This is a genomic window from Variovorax sp. GW821-FHT09D07, assembly GCF_059416345.1.
Window position 1 is genome coordinate 53,028 of record NZ_JBWKOY010000002.1, and the last position, 18,127, is coordinate 71,154.

At 68.1% G+C, this 18,127-nt stretch carries 17 protein-coding genes; 13 read left to right on the plus strand and 4 right to left on the minus strand.

Going from position 1 to position 18,127, the window contains the following annotated elements:
* Positions 1-15: 15 nt before the first annotated feature.
* From AC07OX_RS06460 to AC07OX_RS06485, 6 genes are all read left to right on the plus strand, one after another.
* Positions 16-501, plus strand: a complete 486-nt coding sequence (locus tag AC07OX_RS06460; protein ID WP_062479399.1) for a hypothetical protein — start codon at positions 16-18, stop codon at positions 499-501.
* A gap of 105 nt (positions 502-606) precedes the next feature.
* Positions 607-1,149: a DNA-deoxyinosine glycosylase gene (locus AC07OX_RS06465; protein ID WP_495260858.1), complete on the plus strand. Its 543-nt coding sequence runs from the start codon at positions 607-609 to the stop codon at positions 1,147-1,149.
* Positions 1,149-1,931, plus strand: a complete 783-nt coding sequence (locus tag AC07OX_RS06470) for a class I SAM-dependent methyltransferase (RefSeq protein WP_495260857.1) — start codon at positions 1,149-1,151, stop codon at positions 1,929-1,931. Before AC07OX_RS06465 ends, AC07OX_RS06470 begins: the two co-directional genes overlap by 1 nt.
* Before the next feature lie 18 nt (positions 1,932-1,949).
* Positions 1,950-3,740 (plus strand): type IV pilus assembly ATPase TfpB, encoded by a 1,791-nt coding sequence (gene tfpB / locus AC07OX_RS06475; RefSeq protein WP_495260856.1) that lies wholly within the window; start codon positions 1,950-1,952, stop codon positions 3,738-3,740.
* A gap of 217 nt (positions 3,741-3,957) precedes the next feature.
* Positions 3,958-4,443, plus strand: a complete 486-nt coding sequence (locus tag AC07OX_RS06480; RefSeq protein ID WP_062479410.1) for a tripartite tricarboxylate transporter TctB family protein — start codon at positions 3,958-3,960, stop codon at positions 4,441-4,443.
* A gap of 18 nt (positions 4,444-4,461) precedes the next feature.
* Complete coding sequence (locus AC07OX_RS06485) at positions 4,462-5,973, plus strand: tripartite tricarboxylate transporter permease (RefSeq protein WP_062479412.1); 1,512 nt, start codon at positions 4,462-4,464, stop codon at positions 5,971-5,973.
* Between the two features lie 71 nt (positions 5,974-6,044).
* Here AC07OX_RS06485 and AC07OX_RS06490 read toward each other — a convergent pair whose 3' ends face one another.
* Positions 6,045-7,382 carry an amidohydrolase gene (locus AC07OX_RS06490; RefSeq protein WP_495260855.1) on the minus strand — a complete coding sequence of 446 codons (1,338 nt, stop codon included), beginning with the start codon at positions 7,380-7,382 and terminating at the stop codon, positions 6,045-6,047.
* Between the two features lie 32 nt (positions 7,383-7,414).
* The gene (locus AC07OX_RS06495) at positions 7,415-8,692 is read right to left on the minus strand and encodes a porin (RefSeq protein WP_495260899.1); all 1,278 of its coding nucleotides are present in this window, start codon (positions 8,690-8,692) and stop codon (positions 7,415-7,417) included.
* A 363-nt stretch (positions 8,693-9,055) separates the two neighbouring features.
* On the opposite strand from AC07OX_RS06495, the gene AC07OX_RS06500 reads away from it, so the two are divergent.
* From AC07OX_RS06500 to AC07OX_RS06515, 4 genes are read left to right on the plus strand one after another with little or no spacing between them, the layout of a single operon-like run.
* Positions 9,056-10,027: a tripartite tricarboxylate transporter substrate binding protein gene (locus tag AC07OX_RS06500; protein ID WP_070063639.1), complete on the plus strand. Its 972-nt coding sequence runs from the start codon at positions 9,056-9,058 to the stop codon at positions 10,025-10,027.
* Positions 10,028-10,042: 15 nt separating this feature from the next.
* On the plus strand, positions 10,043-11,656 hold the full coding sequence (locus AC07OX_RS06505) for a gamma-glutamyltransferase family protein (protein ID WP_495260854.1): 1,614 nt from the start codon (positions 10,043-10,045) through the stop codon (positions 11,654-11,656).
* Positions 11,657-11,677: 21 nt separating this feature from the next.
* A complete protein-coding gene (locus AC07OX_RS06510) occupies positions 11,678-12,631 on the plus strand; it encodes a DMT family transporter (RefSeq protein ID WP_070063637.1) in 954 nt (317 codons plus the stop codon).
* Between the two features lie 40 nt (positions 12,632-12,671).
* Positions 12,672-13,463, plus strand: a complete 792-nt coding sequence (locus AC07OX_RS06515; protein ID WP_495260853.1) for an SDR family oxidoreductase — start codon at positions 12,672-12,674, stop codon at positions 13,461-13,463.
* Between the two features lie 19 nt (positions 13,464-13,482).
* Here AC07OX_RS06515 and AC07OX_RS06520 read toward each other — a convergent pair whose 3' ends face one another.
* Positions 13,483-14,394 carry a DMT family transporter gene (locus tag AC07OX_RS06520; RefSeq protein WP_495260852.1) on the minus strand — a complete coding sequence of 304 codons (912 nt, stop codon included), beginning with the start codon at positions 14,392-14,394 and terminating at the stop codon, positions 13,483-13,485.
* Positions 14,395-14,503: 109 nt separating this feature from the next.
* Between AC07OX_RS06520 and AC07OX_RS06525 the strand changes: the two genes are divergently transcribed.
* Together AC07OX_RS06525 and AC07OX_RS06530 are read left to right on the plus strand one after the other, a co-directional pair.
* Positions 14,504-15,490 (plus strand): quinone oxidoreductase family protein, encoded by a 987-nt coding sequence (locus AC07OX_RS06525; protein ID WP_495260851.1) that lies wholly within the window; start codon positions 14,504-14,506, stop codon positions 15,488-15,490.
* A 110-nt stretch (positions 15,491-15,600) separates the two neighbouring features.
* Positions 15,601-16,023: a response regulator gene (locus AC07OX_RS06530; protein WP_495260850.1), complete on the plus strand. Its 423-nt coding sequence runs from the start codon at positions 15,601-15,603 to the stop codon at positions 16,021-16,023.
* Here the strand turns inward: AC07OX_RS06530 and AC07OX_RS06535 are convergent.
* Positions 15,983-16,909: a LysR family transcriptional regulator gene (locus AC07OX_RS06535; protein WP_495260849.1), complete on the minus strand. Its 927-nt coding sequence runs from the start codon at positions 16,907-16,909 to the stop codon at positions 15,983-15,985. The two genes, AC07OX_RS06530 and AC07OX_RS06535, sit on opposite strands and share 41 nt — an antisense overlap.
* Positions 16,910-16,979: 70 nt before the next feature.
* Here AC07OX_RS06535 and AC07OX_RS06540 point away from each other — a divergent pair, with 70 nt between their 5' ends.
* A complete protein-coding gene (locus AC07OX_RS06540; protein WP_495260848.1) occupies positions 16,980-17,987 on the plus strand; it encodes a bile acid:sodium symporter family protein in 1,008 nt (335 codons plus the stop codon).
* Positions 17,988-18,127 lie beyond the last annotated feature (140 nt).

Here is an 18,127-nt window from a genome sequence, read left to right on the forward strand (position 1 = left end):
AAAAAGGAGTCTTTCATGACCACATCTTTTGTTCGTACCCTGCCCGTCGCGCTCGCACTGGCGCTGGCCTCCATCGGTGTGTCGGCCATCGCGCAGACCACCGCGGCCGAGCCCACGACCACCGAGAAGGTGAAGGAAGCCGGCAAGGACGCCGTCGATGCGACCGCACGCGGCACCGAGAAGGCCTGGGACGCCACCAAGAGCACGACCAAGAAGGCCGTGAACGCCACCGAAAGCGGCGCCGAGAAGGCCTGGGATGCCACCAAGAGCGGCACCAAGAAGGCAGCCAACGCCACCGAGCGCGGCACCAAGAAGGCTTGGAACGCAACCAAGAACACCACCAAGAAGGCCACCACCGCCACCAAGAAGGCGGCCGTGAAGACCGGCGACGCGGTGGAAACGGCCGGCCACAAGACGGCCGACGGCATGCGCAGCGCCGGCAAGGCGATCGGCGAGAAGGTGCCGGGCACGGCCGAGAACGAAGCGGCCAAGAAGCCGTAACTTCCATGCACCGGGCTTCGGCCCGTGCTTGACGAAAGAACCCGCTTCGGCGGGTTTTTTCATGGGCGTTCGGGCACACCGCGCGGCAATGCCAAGATACCGCCCATGAAACCGACCGCCGTCCCGTCCCCGACCGTTGCCGACAGTGCCGGCATGGTGCTGACCGGCCTCGCGCCCATCGTCTCGCCGAACACACGCGTGCTCATCCTCGGCAGCTTCCCGGGCGTCAAGTCGCTCGAGCGGCAGCAGTACTATGCGCATCCCCAAAATCAGTTCTGGAAGATCTTGCAAGCCCTCTGGCCCGACCCCCTGCTTCCGACGGGCGCAGACAGCTACCGCGCGCGCTGCGACTGGCTGCTCGATCGCGGCCTCGGCGTGTGGGACGTGTACGGCGCCTGCGAGCGCGAGGGCAGCCTCGACACCGCGATCCGCTCGCCGGTCGTGAACGACATCGCCGGCCTGCAACTGCCGAAGCTCGCCGCCATCGCCCACAACGGCGGCGAGAGCTTCAAGCACGCACGCCACACGCGCACCCTTGGGGTGCCGGTGTATTCGTTGCCCTCCACCAGCCCCGCCAACGCGTCGTGGTCCTTCGAGCGCAAGCTCGCGGCCTGGCGCGAGGTCTTCGTTGCCCACCACCTTCTCTGATGGCTTCTTCCGCTTTTTCCAAGAAAACCCTCGTCCTGCCCGAAGTCAATTTTTCCGACTGGGGCGACATCCGCTACCTGCACCTGGGCACCGAATGGGTCCAGGGCTCGATGAAGCTCGACGCGCCCTTCGAGATCGAGCTCGAGTACGTGCAGCGCATGATGGCCTGGCTGCTGTTCGTCGACAGCAAGGGCGTGGGCAACCGCCACGCGATGCAGCTGGGCCTGGGCGCGGCCACGCTCACCAAGTTCAGCCGCAAGACGCTGCGCATGCGCACCACCGCGGTCGAGCTGAACCCGCAGGTGGTGTCGGCCTGCCGCGGCTGGTTCAAGCTGCCGGCCGACGACCTGAAGCTGCGCGTGGTGATCGCCGACGCGGCCGAGGAAATCCGCAAGCCCGAATGGCAGGGCACGGTCGACGCGCTGCAGGTCGACCTGTACGACCACGAGGCCGCCGCGCCGGTGCTCGACAGCGAGGACTTCTATGCCGACTGCCGCGCGCTGCTCACCGAAGACGGCTGCATGACGGTCAACCTGTTCGGCCGCTCCTCGAGCTACGAGCGCAGCCTCGAGAAAATCGCCGCCGCTTTCGGCGCCGACGCGGTCTGGGCCTTCAAGCCGACGCGCGAAGGCAACACGGTGGTGCTGGCCCAGCGCGCAGCGTCGCGCCCGAAGCGCGAGGTGCTTGCCGAGCGCGCCCAAACCATCCAGACTCGCTGGGGCCTGCCCGCGCCGAAATGGCTGCGGGTGTTCAAGCCGATGACGCTTTCCCTCACCACCTGATCACCTGACCTCCGGTTCATGAGCGCTGTACCCGCCGCCGCTTCCGCCTCTGCTGCCCGCCACGAAGGTCCGCTCGACCTGCGTCGCCTGATCGAATGGCTCGCCACCGACGGCGTGATCTCGCCGATGGAGGCCAAGCGCACCATCGCGCGCTGCGCTCAGGCCGAGAGCCGGCAGGCGCCGCTGGTGCGCCTGGCCAACGTGGCCATGACGCGCGAGGCCGACGGCAAGCCGCTCGACCTCGAGGCGCTCACGCAGTGGCTGGCCGGCCGCGCCGGCCTGAGCTACTTGCGCATCGATCCGCTCAAGGTCGATGTGGGCAAGGTGGCCGACACCATGAGCGCCGGCTACGCCGAGCGTCACAAGGTGCTGCCGGTGCAGGTGCTGCCGAACGAGGTGGTGGTGGCCACGGCCGAGCCCTTCCTCACCGACTGGATCGCCGAGGTCGAGCGCCAGTCCAAGCGCACCGTGCGCCGCGTGGTGGCCAACCCGTCGGACATCCAGCGCTACACGGCCGAGTTCTTCGCGCTCGCCAAGTCGGTGCGCGCCGCGCAGAAGGCCGGCGGCAACACCGGCGGCGCGAGCTTCGAGCAACTGGTCGAGCTGGGCAAGAGCACCAAGCAGCTCGACGCGAATGACCAGAGTGTGGTGCAGGTGGTCGACTGGCTGTGGCAGTACGCCTTCGACCAGCGCGCCAGCGACATCCACCTGGAGCCGCGCCGCGAGCAGGGCGTGATCCGTTTTCGCATCGACGGCATCCTGCACCCCGCCTACCAGATGCCCATGGGCGTGATGAACGCGATGGTCGCGCGCATCAAGCTGCTGGGCCGCATGGACGTGGTCGAAAAACGCCGCCCGCTCGACGGCCGCATCAAGACCCGCAACATGCGCGGCGACGAAATCGAAATGCGCCTGTCGACCTTGCCGACCGCCTTCGGCGAGAAGATGGTGATGCGCATCTTCGACCCCGACACCGCGGTGAAGGACCTCGACGCGCTGGGCTTCGCGCAGCACGACGCGCAGCGCTGGGAGCAGCTCGTCACGCGGCCCAACGGCATCATCCTGGTGACCGGGCCCACGGGTTCGGGCAAGACCACCACGCTGTACTCCACGCTCAAGCGCGTGGCGACCGAAGAGGTCAACGTGAGCACGGTCGAAGACCCGATCGAAATGATCGAGCCTTCGTTCAACCAGACGCAGGTGCAGCCGCAGCTCGACTTCGGCTTCACCGAGGGCCTGCGCGCGCTGATGCGGCAGGACCCGGACATCATCATGGTCGGCGAAATCCGCGACCTCGCCACCGCCGAGATGGCGGTGCAGGCCGCGCTCACCGGCCACCTCGTGTTCAGCACGCTGCACACCAACGATGCGCCCAGCGCCATCACGCGGATGATGGAACTGGGCGTGCCCTCGTACCTCATCACCGCCGTGATGCTGGGCGTGCTCGCGCAGCGCCTCGTGCGCACGCTGTGCCCGCATTGCAAGCAGCCCGACGACGCGGTCACGCGCGAGAGCCTCGAGGCCATCGTCAAGCCGTGGCAGATCACCGGCCCCGTGCGCGCCTACAAGCCCGTGGGCTGCGTCGATTGCCGCATGACCGGCTACATGGGCCGCATGGGCCTGTACGAACTGCTGAGCGTGACCGAGCCGTTCAAGGACCAGGTCACCAAGGAGCCCAACCTCACGGGCCTGCGACGCCAGGCCGTGATCGACGGCATGCGGCCGCTGCGCCTGGCCGGCGCGCTGCGCGTGGCCGAGGGCGTGACGACCATCGAAGAAGTGCTCAGCGCCACGCCTCCGCTGGAATAGGTCCTCCCCCAGGCTTCGCGCACTTCGTGTCGCTACGCCAACCCCCTCGCCGGGGGCAACACCAGCGGCCCGGCAAAGCCGGTTCCGCGGTGTTTCTTGAAGGGATCCCATGAGTCATTTCGGGTTATCCCTAGTCCTTCGGTTAGTGGAATCCACATCGGCCTGACCGGAGGCTGACTCGACAATCCCGCATCGAAATTGTTCGAGGAGACTGTTCGTGAAAATCAAAAGTCAGAAAGACTTTTTCTCGGGACTGATGTTCACCGTCGTGGGCGTGGCGTTCGCATGGGGCGCCACCACCTACAGCGTGGGCAGCGGCGCCCGCATGGGTCCGGGTTACTTCCCGCTCATGCTGGGCATCCTGATGGCGCTGATCGGCCTGGGCATCATGTTCAGCGGGCTCACCGTTGAAACGACCGATGGCGAAAAAATCGGCAAGTGGGCCTGGAAGCAAGTGGTGTTCATCCTGGGCGCCAACCTCGCCTTCGGCGTGTTGCTGGGCGGCCTGCCGAGCATCGGCGTGCCGGCCATGGGCATGATCATCGCGATCTACGCGCTCGTGATCATCGCCAGCCTCGCGGGCCACGAGTTCAAGTTGCCCACCGTGCTGATCCTGGCCACCGTTCTGGCCATCGGCAGCTACGTTGCATTCATCTGGGCGCTGAAGCTGCAGATCCAGGTCTGGCCGACCTTCATCGGTTGAGAGAAGAAAGCTGCTCACATGGAACTGTTTGAACACCTCTCAATGGGTTTTGGCGTTGCCTTTACCTTCACGAACCTGCTGTACTGCCTGGTCGGCTGCATTCTGGGCACGCTGATCGGCGTGCTCCCGGGCATCGGCCCGGTCGCGACCATCGCGATGCTGCTGCCCGCCACGTACGCACTGCCGCCCGTGTCGGCGCTGATCATGCTGGCCGGTATTTATTACGGCGCACAGTACGGTGGCTCGACCACCGCGATTCTGGTGAACCTGCCGGGCGAATCGTCGTCGGTGGTGACCGTGATCGACGGCTACCAGATGGCGCGCAAGGGCCGTGCAGGTCCGGCGCTCGCTGCGGCCGGTCTGGGCTCGTTCTTCGCGGGTTGCGTCGGCACGCTGATTCTTGCCGCCTTCGCACCGCCGCTGACCGAGCTGGCCTTCAAGTTCGGCCCCGCCGAATACTTCTCGCTGATGATCCTGGGCCTGATCGGCGCCGTGGTGCTGGCATCGGGCTCGCTGCTCAAGGCGATCGCGATGATCGTGCTGGGCCTGCTGATGGGCCTGGTCGGTACCGACGTGAACTCGGGTGTCGCACGCTACAGCTTCGACATCCCTGAACTCACCGACGGCATCGGCTTCGTGGCCATCGCCATGGGCGTGTTCGGCTATGGCGAAATCATTGCCAACCTCTCGCGTCCGGACGACGAGCGCGAAGTGTTCACCGCCAAGGTCTCGGGCCTGTTCCCGACCAAGGAAGACTTCAAGCGCATGGTGCCTGCCGTGCTGCGCGGCACCGCGCTGGGTTCGGCCCTGGGCATCCTGCCTGGCGGCGGTGCGCTGCTGGCAGCTTTCGCGGCCTACACGATCGAGAAGAAGACCAAGCTGAAGCCGGGCGAAGTGCCCTTCGGCAAGGGCAACATCCGCGGCGTGGCGGCTCCCGAGTCGGCCAACAACGCCGGCGCGCAGACCTCCTTCATTCCGCTGCTGACGCTGGGCATTCCGCCCAACGCCGTGATGGCGCTGATGGTGGGCGCGATGACCATCCACAACATCCAGCCGGGCCCGCAGGTGATGACCAGCAACCCCGAGCTGTTCTGGGGCCTGATCGCCTCGATGTGGCTGGGCAATGCGATGCTGATCGTGCTGAACCTGCCGCTGATCGGCATGTGGATCAAGCTGCTGTCGGTGCCCTACAAGTTCCTGTTCCCGGCGATCGTGCTGTTCTGCGCGATCGGTGTGTACTCGACCAACAACAACACCTTCGACATCTGGATGGTGGGCATCTTCGGTCTGGTGGGCTACACCTTCTTCAAGCTGGGTTGCGAGCCTGCGCCGCTGCTGCTGGGCTTCATCCTGGGCCCGATGATGGAAGAGAACCTGCGCCGTTCGCTGCTGCTGTCGCGTGGCGACTGGAGCGTGTTCGTGACGCGTCCGATCTCGGCCAGCCTGCTGGCGGCCGCGGCCCTGCTGCTCATCATCGTGCTGCTGCCGGCCGTGAAATCGAAGCGCGAAGAGGCCTTCGTCGAAGACTGATCGACGGGCTTTCTCTGAACGCACAAACGGCGCCCTCGGGCGCCGTTTTTCTTTGGGGGATGCCGTCGTCCCTATTTGCCCAGCGCGCTGAGCACCGCCACGGTCATCGCGTGCACGCCGGTCTTGATCGACGGCTCGGGCACTGGTGCGAAGAAGGGCGAATGGTTGCGGGCCAGCGGCTTGCCGCCGGGTTGGGCGGAGGCCGCGATGTCCCGCGCATCGAGCACGCCGACAGTGAAGTACATCGACGGCACGCCGGCGTTGATGAAGGCCGAGAAGTCTTCGCTGCCCGTCGAGGGCACCGTGGATTGAACGACCTGCGCCGGGCCCAGCGCCTGCTTGAGCGCGGTGGCCGCGCGCGTCACGACCGCTTCGTCGTTGACCAGCGCTTCTCCGCCCGGCACCAGCTTGACCACGGGTTCGGGCGCGCCGCCCGTCGCGGCGGCGACCATGGCCATGCGGCGCACGCCGGCCAGCAGCTGCTCGCGCACCTGCGGCTTGTACGAGCGGATGGTGCCGCGCAGCGTGACCGTGTCGGGAATGATGTTGCCGGCGGTGCCGCCCTGGATGGCGCCGATGGTCACGACACCGAATTCGGCCGGGTCTTTCTCGCGGCTCACCACGGCCTGCACGTCGGTGACGAAGCGCGCGGCGATCACGATCGGGTCGATGGTGGTGTGCGGCCGCGAGCCGTGGCCGCCGCGTCCCTTGAAGACGATTTCCAGGGCGTCGGAGTTGGAACTGCTGATGCCGATGCCGTAGCCGATGGCGCCGTGGGGCGTGGGCGCCGTGTGCAGCGCGAACGCGGCGTCGGGCTTGGGAAAGCGCGTGAACAGGCCGTCCGCGAGCATCGCCTTGGCGCCCGAGACGGTTTCTTCGGCGGGCTGGCCGATGAACATCAGCGTGCCTTTCCATTGGTCCTTGAGCGCGACCAGCGCGCGCGCGGTGCCGAGCCAGCTGGCCATGTGGATGTCGTGGCCGCAGCTGTGGGCCACGAAGCTGTCGCGCCCGCCCCAGTCGGTGCGGGCCTGACTGGCGTAAGGCAGGCCGGTCTTCTCTTCCATCGGGAGGCCGTCCATGTCGGTGCGCACCATCACGACCGGCCCGGGGCCGTTGCGATACAGCGCCACGACGCCGGTGCCGCCGACCTTCTCGGTCACCTCGAAGCCGATGGCGCGCATCTCGGCGGCGAGCAGGGCGGCGGTGCGCGTTTCCTTGAAAGCAAGCTCGGGGTGGGCGTGCAGGTCCTTGTAGAGAGCGTCGAGCCGGGGGTACATCGCATCGACGAGCGGCGGGATCGCCGACGCCTGCGGCGATGCGGCGGGCTGGGCCTGCGCGCCCGCGCCGAAGGCGAGGAGGACGGCCACGGCCAGGGAACGAAGGGCAAAGGTGGAGGTGTGGGTCAACATGGAATGAATGCAGGGGCGCATGAAAACGAGGATCAGAAGATGTGGCGGATGCCGAAGTCGTAGCCCGTGGCGCTGCGCGGGCGCCAGCCACTGGCGGCCAGGTAGCCCGGATAGGGCGCGTCGCTGGCGCTCGTCACGGCGCCGATCGCCTTGTCGTTCTGGCCGTCCCGGATGCGAACGCGCGCGAACGTGGCGTACAGCGCCGTGCGGCGGGACAGGTGGTGCACGTAGCCCAGCGCCCATTGGCTGGCGCTGGCGCCTTGTGCGGTGTCTCCCGGCAGGCCGGTGGCGCCGGCCTTGTAGCTGACGCGACCGAAAGAGGCGCGGAGGAGTCCCGGGCCCACGGGCACCGTGGCGCCCACCAGGTAGCCGTTGTATTTGTCGGTGCGATCCTGCATCCACGGCTGTGTCTGCGCGCGACGGTGCCGCAGTTGCGACAGTTCGCCCAGCAGCTTGACGGGGCCGAAGTCGTAGGTGGCGCTCAGGCTGAGGGTTTTCAGCCGGTCCTCGCCGCCGGCGTCGACGGGCGGCCGGGCCGCGGCGCCCGAGGGCAGGCGGTCCTTGTTGTCTTCACCGAACGCCAGCGCCACGTTGAGCGGCCCCTTGGCGTAGCCGAAGCGCCCGCCCAGGTAGCGCCCACGCGCGTTCGTCGGCGTCACGTCCGGGCTGTAGCGGACGTTCTCGGGCAACGCGTACTGGAACTGCCCGTGGAAGCCGCCGAGGTCCGGCGGCAGGAAGTAGCCGATGCTGTTGCTGGCGCGCGCGTAGTTGTCGCCGGCCGCCACGCCGGCCGGTGCGCCGCCCAGGAGCGTGGACGAGGCGCTGTTGACGCGCGCGATCACCGACAGGCCCGCGCCCTGCACGGCGAAGGGGTCGGCCAGCGAGTCGTTGCGAAAGATCGGCGTGTAGTCGCGGCCCAGCCGCAGCTCGCCGAAGCCGCCCGACAGGCTCAGCGTCGAACGCTTGGCGAAGGAGGCCAGGCCCGTCTTGCCGTCGTCGTTGCTGATGTTCGACTCCAGCCAGAAGCTCGCCGCCAGGCCGCCGCCCAGGTCTTCCGTGCCCCGAAAACCCAGGCTGCTGCCGCGGTAGCCGCCGCGCGACAGCGTGGTCTGGCTTTGCGTCACCCGCGGCACGGCCGCGGCCAGCAGGGCGGCGGCAGGGCGCCGCGGATCGAACGCCGGGCGGTACTCGCTGACGGTCTCGAAATGGCTGACGCCCGCATCCATGACGCCGAACAGCGTCACCGAGGACTGCGCCGAGGCCGCGCCGGCCAGCGCCAGCAGGGCCAGGCCGAGCGGGTGCCGCTTCACGCGAAGAACGCGCGAGCTGAAGCAGAGGGCACCGGCATCGGCGCCCTCGAAGGAAGGAAAGGTCAAGGGGAGGTCTCCTGTGCGCCACTTCTGTGTCGAGTGGACTGGCGCGACTATCGGACGGCAGGGCGCCCGGGAGGAAATACCGTTTGCTGATGCGACCCCATCGCTATTTCTGATGGTCGGGCGCAAGGCCGTGTGCCGCGTGATGGCCGAGGGAATGGCCGTGGCCACATTGATGCGCCGGATTCATATATCTATCCGATAAATCCATTTCCCTTTTCAATGCCCCGCGTGTCCAATCCTGCGGCCACGTCGGACAAGGCGCGCTCCCGACACACCACCTCGGACACAATGAATTCCATGAAACGAACCACCCGCGCCGCGCTTGCCGCGGCTGCGCTGGTGCTGGCCGCGGTGCCCGCACTGGCCCAGAACTACCCGAACCGGCCCATCCGCCTGATCGTGCCGTTCCCGGCGGCCGGCGCCACCGACCTCTTTGCCCGCACGCTGGGCCAGAAGATGGGCGAGAAACTCGGCGCCACGCTGGTGGTCGACAACAAGCCCGGCGCCGGCGGTGCGATCGGTTCCGACCTCGCGGCCAAGGCGCCGCCCGACGGCTACACGCTGCTGCTCGCGACCACGAGCACGCATGCCATCGGCCCGGCCATCACGCCCAAGCTGCCCTACGACACGGTGCGCGACTTCACGCCCATCGCCCACGTGGGCGACGCGCCGAGCATCATGCTGGTGCCGGTCAACACGCCCGCCAAGACGGTGCGCGAATGGATCGACAACGCCAAGAAGAACCCCGGCAAGCTCAACTACGCATCGAGCGGCAACGGCACCATCGTGCAGCTCACGGCGGAGCTGTTCAAGGCGCAGGCCGGCGTGTTCGTCACGCACATTCCCTACCGCGGCACGGCGCTGGCGGTGCCCGACCTCATCAGCGGCAAGGTCGACGTGCTGTTCGATTCGCTGCCCACCGGCATGCCGCACGTGCGCGACGGCCGCCTGCGCGCGCTGGGCGTGACCTCGCTCAAGCGCAGCCCGCTCGCGCCCGAGCTGCCGCCCATCGCTGACACGCTGCCCGGCTTCGAGTCGACCACCTGGTTCGGCTTCTACGGCCCGAAAGGGCTGCCGGCCGACATCGTGGCGCGCGTGAACAAGGCCGCCAACGAGGCGCTGGCCGATCCGGAACTGAAGGACAAGCTCGCCCGCCTGGGCATCGAGCCGGCGAACGCGGGCACGCCCGAGCAGTTCGCAAAGATGGTGGCGACTGACGCCGCCAAGTGGAAAAAGATCGTCGTCGATCGCAAGATCACGAATGACTAACGAGAGCACGCCGACATGAACTTCGACTTCAACAATCCCTACCTCTCGACCCGCCTGCCGGTGTTTGCACGCAACGTGGTCGCCACGTCGCACCCGCTGGCTGCACAAGCCGGCCTGCGCATTCTTCAGCAGGGCGGCAACGCGGTCGATGCGGCCATTGCCACGGCCGCCGTGATGACGCTGGTCGAGCCCGTGAGCAACGGCCTGGGCAGCGACGCCTTCTGCATCCTGTGGGACGGCAAGGAACTGCACGGCCTCAACGCCTCGGGCCCCGCGCCGAAGGCCTGGACGCCCGAATACTTCAAGGCCAAATACGGTGCCGACGCCGCCACGCCGCCGATGCGTGGCATCGACTCGGTCACGGTGCCGGGCGCGGTGCGCGGCTGGGTCGCGATGAGCGAGCGTTTCGGCAAGCTGCCGTTCGCCGACCTGATGGCGCCCGCCATCGACATCGCCGAGCGCGGCTACCTCGTGCCGCCGGTGGTGCAGGGCAAGTGGGCGGCGGCCACGCCGATCCTGCAGTCGCAGCCCGGCTTCGCGCAGGCCTTCCTGCCCTGGGGCCGCGCGCCCGAGGTCGGCGAGCTGTTCCGCTTCACCGCGGCGGCCCGCGCGCTCAAGGCGATTGCCCGCACCAAGGGCGAGGCCTACTACAACGGCGAGATCGCCGAGGCCATCGCCAAGTTCTCGCAAGAACAGGGCGGCGCGCTCACCGTGGCCGACATGGCGGCCTACCAGCCCGAGTGGGTCAAGCCCATCTCGCGCGACTACCGCGGCCACACGCTGCACGAGATCCCGCCGAACGGCCAGGGCATCGCGGCGCTGATCTCGCTGGGCATCCTCGAGAAGTTCGACATCGCCTCGCTGCCGGTCGACTCGGTGCAGTCGCAGCACCTGCAGATCGAAGCCATGAAGCTGGCCTTCGCCGACGTGTACCGCTACGTGTCGGAGCCATCGTCGATGACGGTGACCCCCGCGCAAATGCTCGATGACGCCTACCTGGCTTCGCGTGCGAGACTCATCGACGTGAACAAGGCGCAGGACTTCAAGGCCGGCAACCCGGTCAAGGGCGGCACCATCTACCTCACCGCGGCGGACGAGAGCGGCATGATGGTGAGCTTCATCCAGAGCAACTACATGGGCTTCGGCTCGGGCTGCGTGGAGCCCGAGTTCGGCATCAGCCTGCAGAACCGCGGCCACGGCTTCAGCCTCAAGGCCGAGAGCCCGAACGTGGTGGCGCCGGGCAAGCGCCCGTTCCACACCATCATCCCGGCCTTCCTCACCAAGGACGGCCAGCCGGTGATGAGCTTCGGCGTGATGGGCGGCAACATGCAGCCGCAGGGCCACATGCAGACGCTGGTGCGCATGCTCGACTACGGCCAGAACCCGCAGGCCGCGTGCGATGCGCCGCGCTGGCGCTTCAACGCGGGGCTCGAGATCAATGTCGAGGCCGCGATGAATGCCAATACGTTGCAGGGCCTGCGCGACCTGGGCCACCACCTCGAGGTGATCAACGACTCGTACCAGGACTTCGGCGCCGGCCAGTTCATCTGGCGCGCGGGCGAGCCTTCGGTCGAAGGCTACGTGGCCGCAAGCGACCCGCGCCGCGACGGCCTCGCTGCAGGCTACTGAGGATCAAGGGATGATCGGGGGATGAACAAGACAGCCGCATCGGTCGGCATTCCCCCGCACGGACACGAGGCCGCCCGCAAGGGCTACGCCACCGGCCTCGTCCTTGCCACGCTGGGCGCCATCGCGTTCAGCGGCAAAGCCATCATCGTCAAGCTGGCGTACCGCTACGGCGTCGACGCCATCACGCTCATCATGCTGCGCATGCTCTTCGCGCTGCCGCTGTTCGCGCTGATGGCGTGGTGGGCCGGGCGCGGCAAGCCCGCGCTCACGACGCGCGACTGGCTCGGCATCCTCGGGCTCGGTTTCTCGGGCTACTACCTCGCGAGCTTTCTCGACTTTGCCGGGCTGGCCTACATCTCGGCCAGCTTCGAGCGGCTGATTCTTTACCTCAACCCCACGCTGGTGCTGTTCTTCGGCTGGCTGCTGTACAGGCGCCGCCCGACGCGCCCGCAGGTGTTCGGCATGGTCGTGAGCTACGCCGGCGTGCTGCTGGTGTTCGGCCACGAGCTGTGGACCGGCGGCGACGGCAAGGGCGGCGGCGCGGCGGCATGGGGTGCATTCCTCGTGTTCCTGAGCGCGGTGAGCTATGCGGGCTACCTCGTGTACAGCGGCGAGTTCGTTAAGCGGCTCGGGTCGCTGCGGCTCGTGGGGCTCGCGACCACCGTGGCCTGCGTGCTGTGCATCCTGCAGTTCGTGCTCACGCGGCCCATGAGCGCGGCGATGGCGGTGGCACCCGAGGTGATCTGGCTGTCGGTGCTCAACGCCACGCTGTGCACGGCTGTGCCTGTCCTCATGGTGATGATGGCCATCGAGCGCATCGGCCCCGCCATTGCGGCGCAAACCGGCATGATCGGACCCCTGTCGACCATCCTCATGGGGGTGGTCATACTGGGTGAGCCGTTCACCGCGTGGATCGCGGCCGGCACGGTGCTCGTCATCGCGGGCATCTTCGTTTTCACACGCAAGGGGCGGTAGCCCCTGCAGCATCGATCGATCGATCGACTGGAGCAAACACATGGATCTGGGCATTGCAGGCAGGACCGCACTGGTGTGCGGCGCGAGCAAGGGGTTGGGCTACGGCTGCGCCGAGGCGCTGGTGCGCGAGGGCGTCAACGTGGTGATCGTGGCGCGCGGCGCCGAGGCGCTCGATGCGGCCGCGAAGCAGCTGGTGGCAGCGGCCGGGCCGTCGGGCCCCTTCGTCAAACAGGTGGCGGCCGACATCACCACCGAAGCCGGCCGCGCGGCCGTGTTCGCGCTGGGCCACGACTTCGACATCGTCGTCACCAACGCCGGCGGCCCGCCGCCCGGCGACTTCCGCAACTGGGACCGCGAGGCGTGGATCAAGGCGGTCGACGCCAACATGCTCACGCCCATCGAGCTCATCAAGGCCACGGTGGACGGCATGGCCAAGCGCGGCTTCGGTCGCATCGTCAACATCACGTCGAGCTCGGTGAAGTCGCCGATCGACATCCTGGGCCTGTCGAACGGCGCGCGCAGCGGCCTCACGGGCTTCGTGGCCGGCGTGGCGCGCACCTCGGTGGCGGCGCAGGGCGTGACCATCAACAACCTGCTGCCGGGCTCCTTCGAGACCGACCGCCTCAAGGGCACGATGGCCGGCGCGGCGCAGAAGTCGGGCCAGGATTTCGACACCGTGTGGGAAGCGCGCAAGAAGAACATTCCGGCCAAGCGCTTCGGCAACCCGGCGGAGTTCGGCGCGATCTGCGCGTTCCTGTGCAGCGTGCAAGCCGGCTACATGACCGGGCAAAACGTATTGGCCGACGGCGGCGCCTACCCGGGCACTTACTGACCGACGCAGCGGCGCGCGTTCAGCGCCGCGACGACACCACGATCCCGCCGACGATCAGCACGAAGGCGGCGCCGTGGTACCAGTACGGCGCCTCGCCGAGGAAGGCCGCCGACAGCACGGCCGCGAACAGCGGCGTGAGGTTCATGAAGATGCTCGCCGCCTGCGGGCCCGCGCGTTGCACGCCGGTACCCCAGCAGCGGTAGGCCAGCACGGCCGGGCCGATGCCGATGAACAGCATCGCGCTCACGAGCGGCCAGCCCAGGTCGATGTGGGCGTCGGTCAGCGTCCATTCGCCGGCGGCCAGCGCGCCCGACCACACCACACCGAACACCAATTGCGCCATCAGGAAGGCGGCCCAGTCGCTGCGCACATTGACGGGCTCGTGCGTGCGCGCCAGCAGCCAGCTGTAGAAGGCCCAGGCGATGGTGCCCGCGATCATGTAGAGGTCGCCCGGCACCAGCCGCAGCGCCAGCAGCTGTTGCCACTCGCCACGGCTGAGCACCAGCAGCACGCCGAGCATCGACAGCAGCGCGCCGCCCAGCGCGCGCCGGCTGATGCGCGCGCCGAAGCACAGCGTGCCCACGGCCAGCATCCACAGGGGCAGGCTGGAGCCCACCAGCGTGACGTTGATCGGCGTGGAGGTCTGCAGCGCCAGGTACTGGAAGGCGTTGTACAGGCCGATGCCCAGCAGGCCCAGCAATGCGTAGCGCTTCCAGTGCGCCCACAGCGGGCTGTCGCGGCGCAGCACCCAGGCCGCCAGCGGCAGCAGCAGCACGAACGCGATCACCCAGCGCACGAAGTTCAGCGTCAGCGGCGACACCAGCGCGCGCACCAGCCGGCCGACCACCGCATTGCCGGCCCACAGCAGCGGCGGCACGGTAAGCAGAAGGGCGGTGAGAGGCGTGAGGCGGTGGTGCGATGCGGACGACATGGCCGCCGACTCTACCGGGCCCGCGCAGTGTCCGTGGCCCGTCGAGAAATGGCCAAACGTGGCACGATGCCCGTCCCATTCTTTTTTCCCCTGCGTGGAGACAGCAACGATGTTGAGCAAAGCCGTCCGTATCGACCGCCACGGCGGTCCCGAGGAACTGAAGGTCGTCGAGGTCGAGGTGGGCGAGCCCGGCCCCGGCGAGATCCGCATCCGCCACAAGGCCGTGGGCCTGAACTTCATCGACACCTACCAGCGCACCGGCCTGTACCCGTTCCAGATGCCGCTGCAGCTGGGCATGGAAGCCTCGGGCATCGTCGAGGCGGTGGGCGAGGGCGTGACGCACCTGAAGGCCGGCGACCGCGCCGCCTACGCGAGCCAACCGCCCGGCGCCTATTGCGAGCTGCGCGTGATGCCTGCCAAGTGCGTGTGCAAGCTGCCCGACGACATCTCCTTCGAGACCGGCGCGGCCATGATGCTCAAGGGCCTCACCGCGCAGTACCTGCTGAAGAAGACGCTGCCCGCCGAAGGCCTGCAGCCCGGCGACTTCGTGCTGTTCCATGCGGCGGCCGGCGGTGTCGGCCTCATCGCCTGCCAGTGGGCCAAGGCGCTCGGCCTGCAGCTCATCGGCACGGCCGGCAGCGATGCCAAGTGCAAGCTCGCGCTGGCGCACGGCGCGGCGCACGCCATCAACTACAGCACCGAGAACTTCGCGGCGCGCGTGAAGGAGATCACCGGCGGCCAGGGCGTGAAGGTGGTGTACGACTCGGTGGGCAAGGACACCTTCGAAGGCTCCGTCGACAGCCTGCGCCCCTTCGGCCTGCTGGCGATCTTCGGCAACGGCTCGGGCCCGGTGCCGCCGGTCAACCTCGGCCTGCTGGCCTCGAAGGGCTCGCTCTACGTGACGCGCCCGACGCTGTTCACGCACATCGCCACGCGCGAGCGCACGCAAGCCATGGCCGACGACCTGTTCGCCGTGGTGCAAAGCGGCGCGGTGAAGATCCCGATCGACCAGCGCTACGCCCTGGCCGACGTGCAGCAGGCGCACCGCGACCTCGAGGCGCGCAAGACCACGGGCTGCACCATCCTCACGCTCTGAGTCCGGGCGGGTGGCCGGCGGGTGATGTCCTACGCGCGGTGGGGTGTCACACCTTCGACTTGTGGCGGGCGCAATTTGTAGCCTGCATTTGTCCCTTTGCAGAGCCCGTCATGACCACCGTCCGCGCTTTCATCGTCGAAGACAACCCCGCCCAGCGCGCCAGCCTGGCGGGCACGCTGCGCGAGATGGCGCGCATCGATCCGGTCGGCCAGGCCGAGTCGGAGGCTGAGGGCACGCGCTGGCTCACGCGCAACCCGGCGCTGTGGGACCTGGCCATCGTCGACCTGTTCCTGGGCGACGGCACCGGCTTCAGCGTGCTCGAGGCCTGCCGCAACCGCGATCCGAAACAGAAGATGGTGGTGCTCAGCAACCACGCCACGCCCGAGACGCGCCGCAAGTGCGCGCAGCTCGGCGCCGACGCGGTGTTCGACAAGGCCACCGAGGTCGAGGAGCTGATCGACTTCTGCGTGCGCCAGCGGCAGGAGCGCTTCTTCAGCGCGCCTTCGTCGGCGGGGCCGCGGGCGTCTCACTGAGCGCCGCCGTCTCGCGCACCATGCGCCAGACCCGCTGCGCCAGCGGCGACAGCTCGCGGTTGCGGCGCCGGATCAGCATGATCGCGCGCTGCACGTTCGGCACCAGCGGGCGCACCACCAGCCGCGCCAGCCCTTCGGGCGGCAGCGACAGGTCCGGCATCACGCTGATGCCGATGCCGGCCTCGACCATGCGGAACACCGTGGTCGCATGGCCCAGCTGCTGTTTCACGTCGCAGCGCGCGCCGTGCCGCTCCAGTGCCTGGTCGATGAGGCGCCGGCTGCCCGAGGCGTGGTCGAGCAGCACCAGCGGCTGGCCGTCGAGCGCCGACCAGTTCACCGAGGCCTTCTTTTCCGTCAGCCGGTGGCCGGGCAGCGTGACCACCATGAAGGGGTCGTTGAGGATCGACTCGCAGTGCAGGTCGTCGGCCTCGGAGGGCTCGATCACCACGCCGAAGTCGACCTCGCCGCTGCGCACGCTGTCCAGCACGTCCTGCTGGATGCGGTCGAGCAGCAAAAACTGGATGCCCGGCGCCTGCACCGCGCAGGCCGCGATGCAGTCGGGCATGAGGTTGGCCGAGAGCGTGGGGCTGCTGGCCACGCGCACCTTGCCGCCGCGCGCGCTGGCCAGGCCGGCCACGTCCTGCAGGGTCTGGTCAAGTTCGTCGAGCACGCGGTCGAGCCGGGCCGCGAACGAGTGGCCGGCTTCGGTCAGCACCACCTCGCGCGTGGTGCGGTCCAGCAGCTTGAGGCCGAGCTGGGCCTCGAGCTCCGAGATCGACCGGCTCACCGCCGGCTGGCTCAGCCCCACCTGGTCGCCGGCGCGGCTGAAGTTGCGGCCCTCGGCCACCGAGCGGAAGACGCGGAGTTGGCGCAGCGTGACGTTCATGCGCTCAAATCATATATCCATCCGATAAATCCATTTCTCTTTTGAATGGGCGGAAGGTCCAATGCGGGGCATGGCACGTTCACGCTTTCTCCCCGACAACTTCACGATCGCGCTCGTCGTGGTCGTCACCCTGGCCAGCCTGCTGCCCGCCAGCGGCCGCGTGGCCCATTTCTTCGAGGGCCTGACCACGGTCGCGATCGGGCTGCTGTTCTTCCTGCACGGCGCCAAGCTGTCGCGCGAGGCGATCCTCGCGGGCATCACGCATTGGCGGCTGCACCTGCTGGTGTTCGCCTGCACCTTCATCCTGTTTCCGGCGCTGGGGCTCGCGCTGCGGCCTGTGCTGGGGCCGCTGGTGACGCCGCAGCTGTACACGGGCGTGCTGTTCCTGTGCGTGCTGCCCGCCACGGTGCAGTCGGCGATTGCGTTCACGGCGATGGCGCGCGGCAACATGCCGGCCGCCATCTGCAGTGCTTCGGCTTCGACGCTGCTGGGCGTGTTCATCACGCCGGTGCTGGTGAGCCTGGTGGTCTTGCCTGAAGGCGGTGCGGTGGCGTCGTCGTCGTCGCTCGACGCGATCGGGCGCATCCTGCTGCAGCTGCTGGTGCCGTTCGTGATCGGTCACCTGTCGCGTCCGCTGATCGGCAAGTGGATCCAGAAGCGCGCCGCGGTGCTGAAGTTCGTGGACCAGGGCTCGATCCTGCTGGTGGTCTACACGGCCTTCAGCGCGGCGGTGATCGAAGGGCTCTGGAAGCAGATTCCCGTGAGTGCGCTGTTGGGGCTGCTGCTGGTGTGCGGCGTGTTGCTGGCGCTGGCGCTGGGTCTCACGACGTTCATGGCGCGGCGTTTCGGCTTCAACATCGAAGACGAGATCACCATCGTCTTCTGCGGCTCCAAGAAGAGCCTGGCGAGCGGGATTCCGATGGCCAAGGTGCTGTTCGCCTCGCACGCCGTCGGCGCGATCGTGCTGCCGCTGATGCTGTTCCACCAGATGCAGCTGATGGTGTGCGCGGTGCTGGCGCAGCGCTATGCGCGGCGCGCGGCGCCAGCCCCGGCGCCTGCGCTTCGCACGGCCGAGTAGCCTGCCCGGCGCAGGGCGTTCACGCACCGGCTGGCGCGTGAACGCAAAACAACACCCGCGAGGGGAGGGCTGGCGTCCACCAGATTCCTCCAATTTTGAACAGGACCATCCGGTCAGCGGCTCGATGAAGAGCAGCTGAA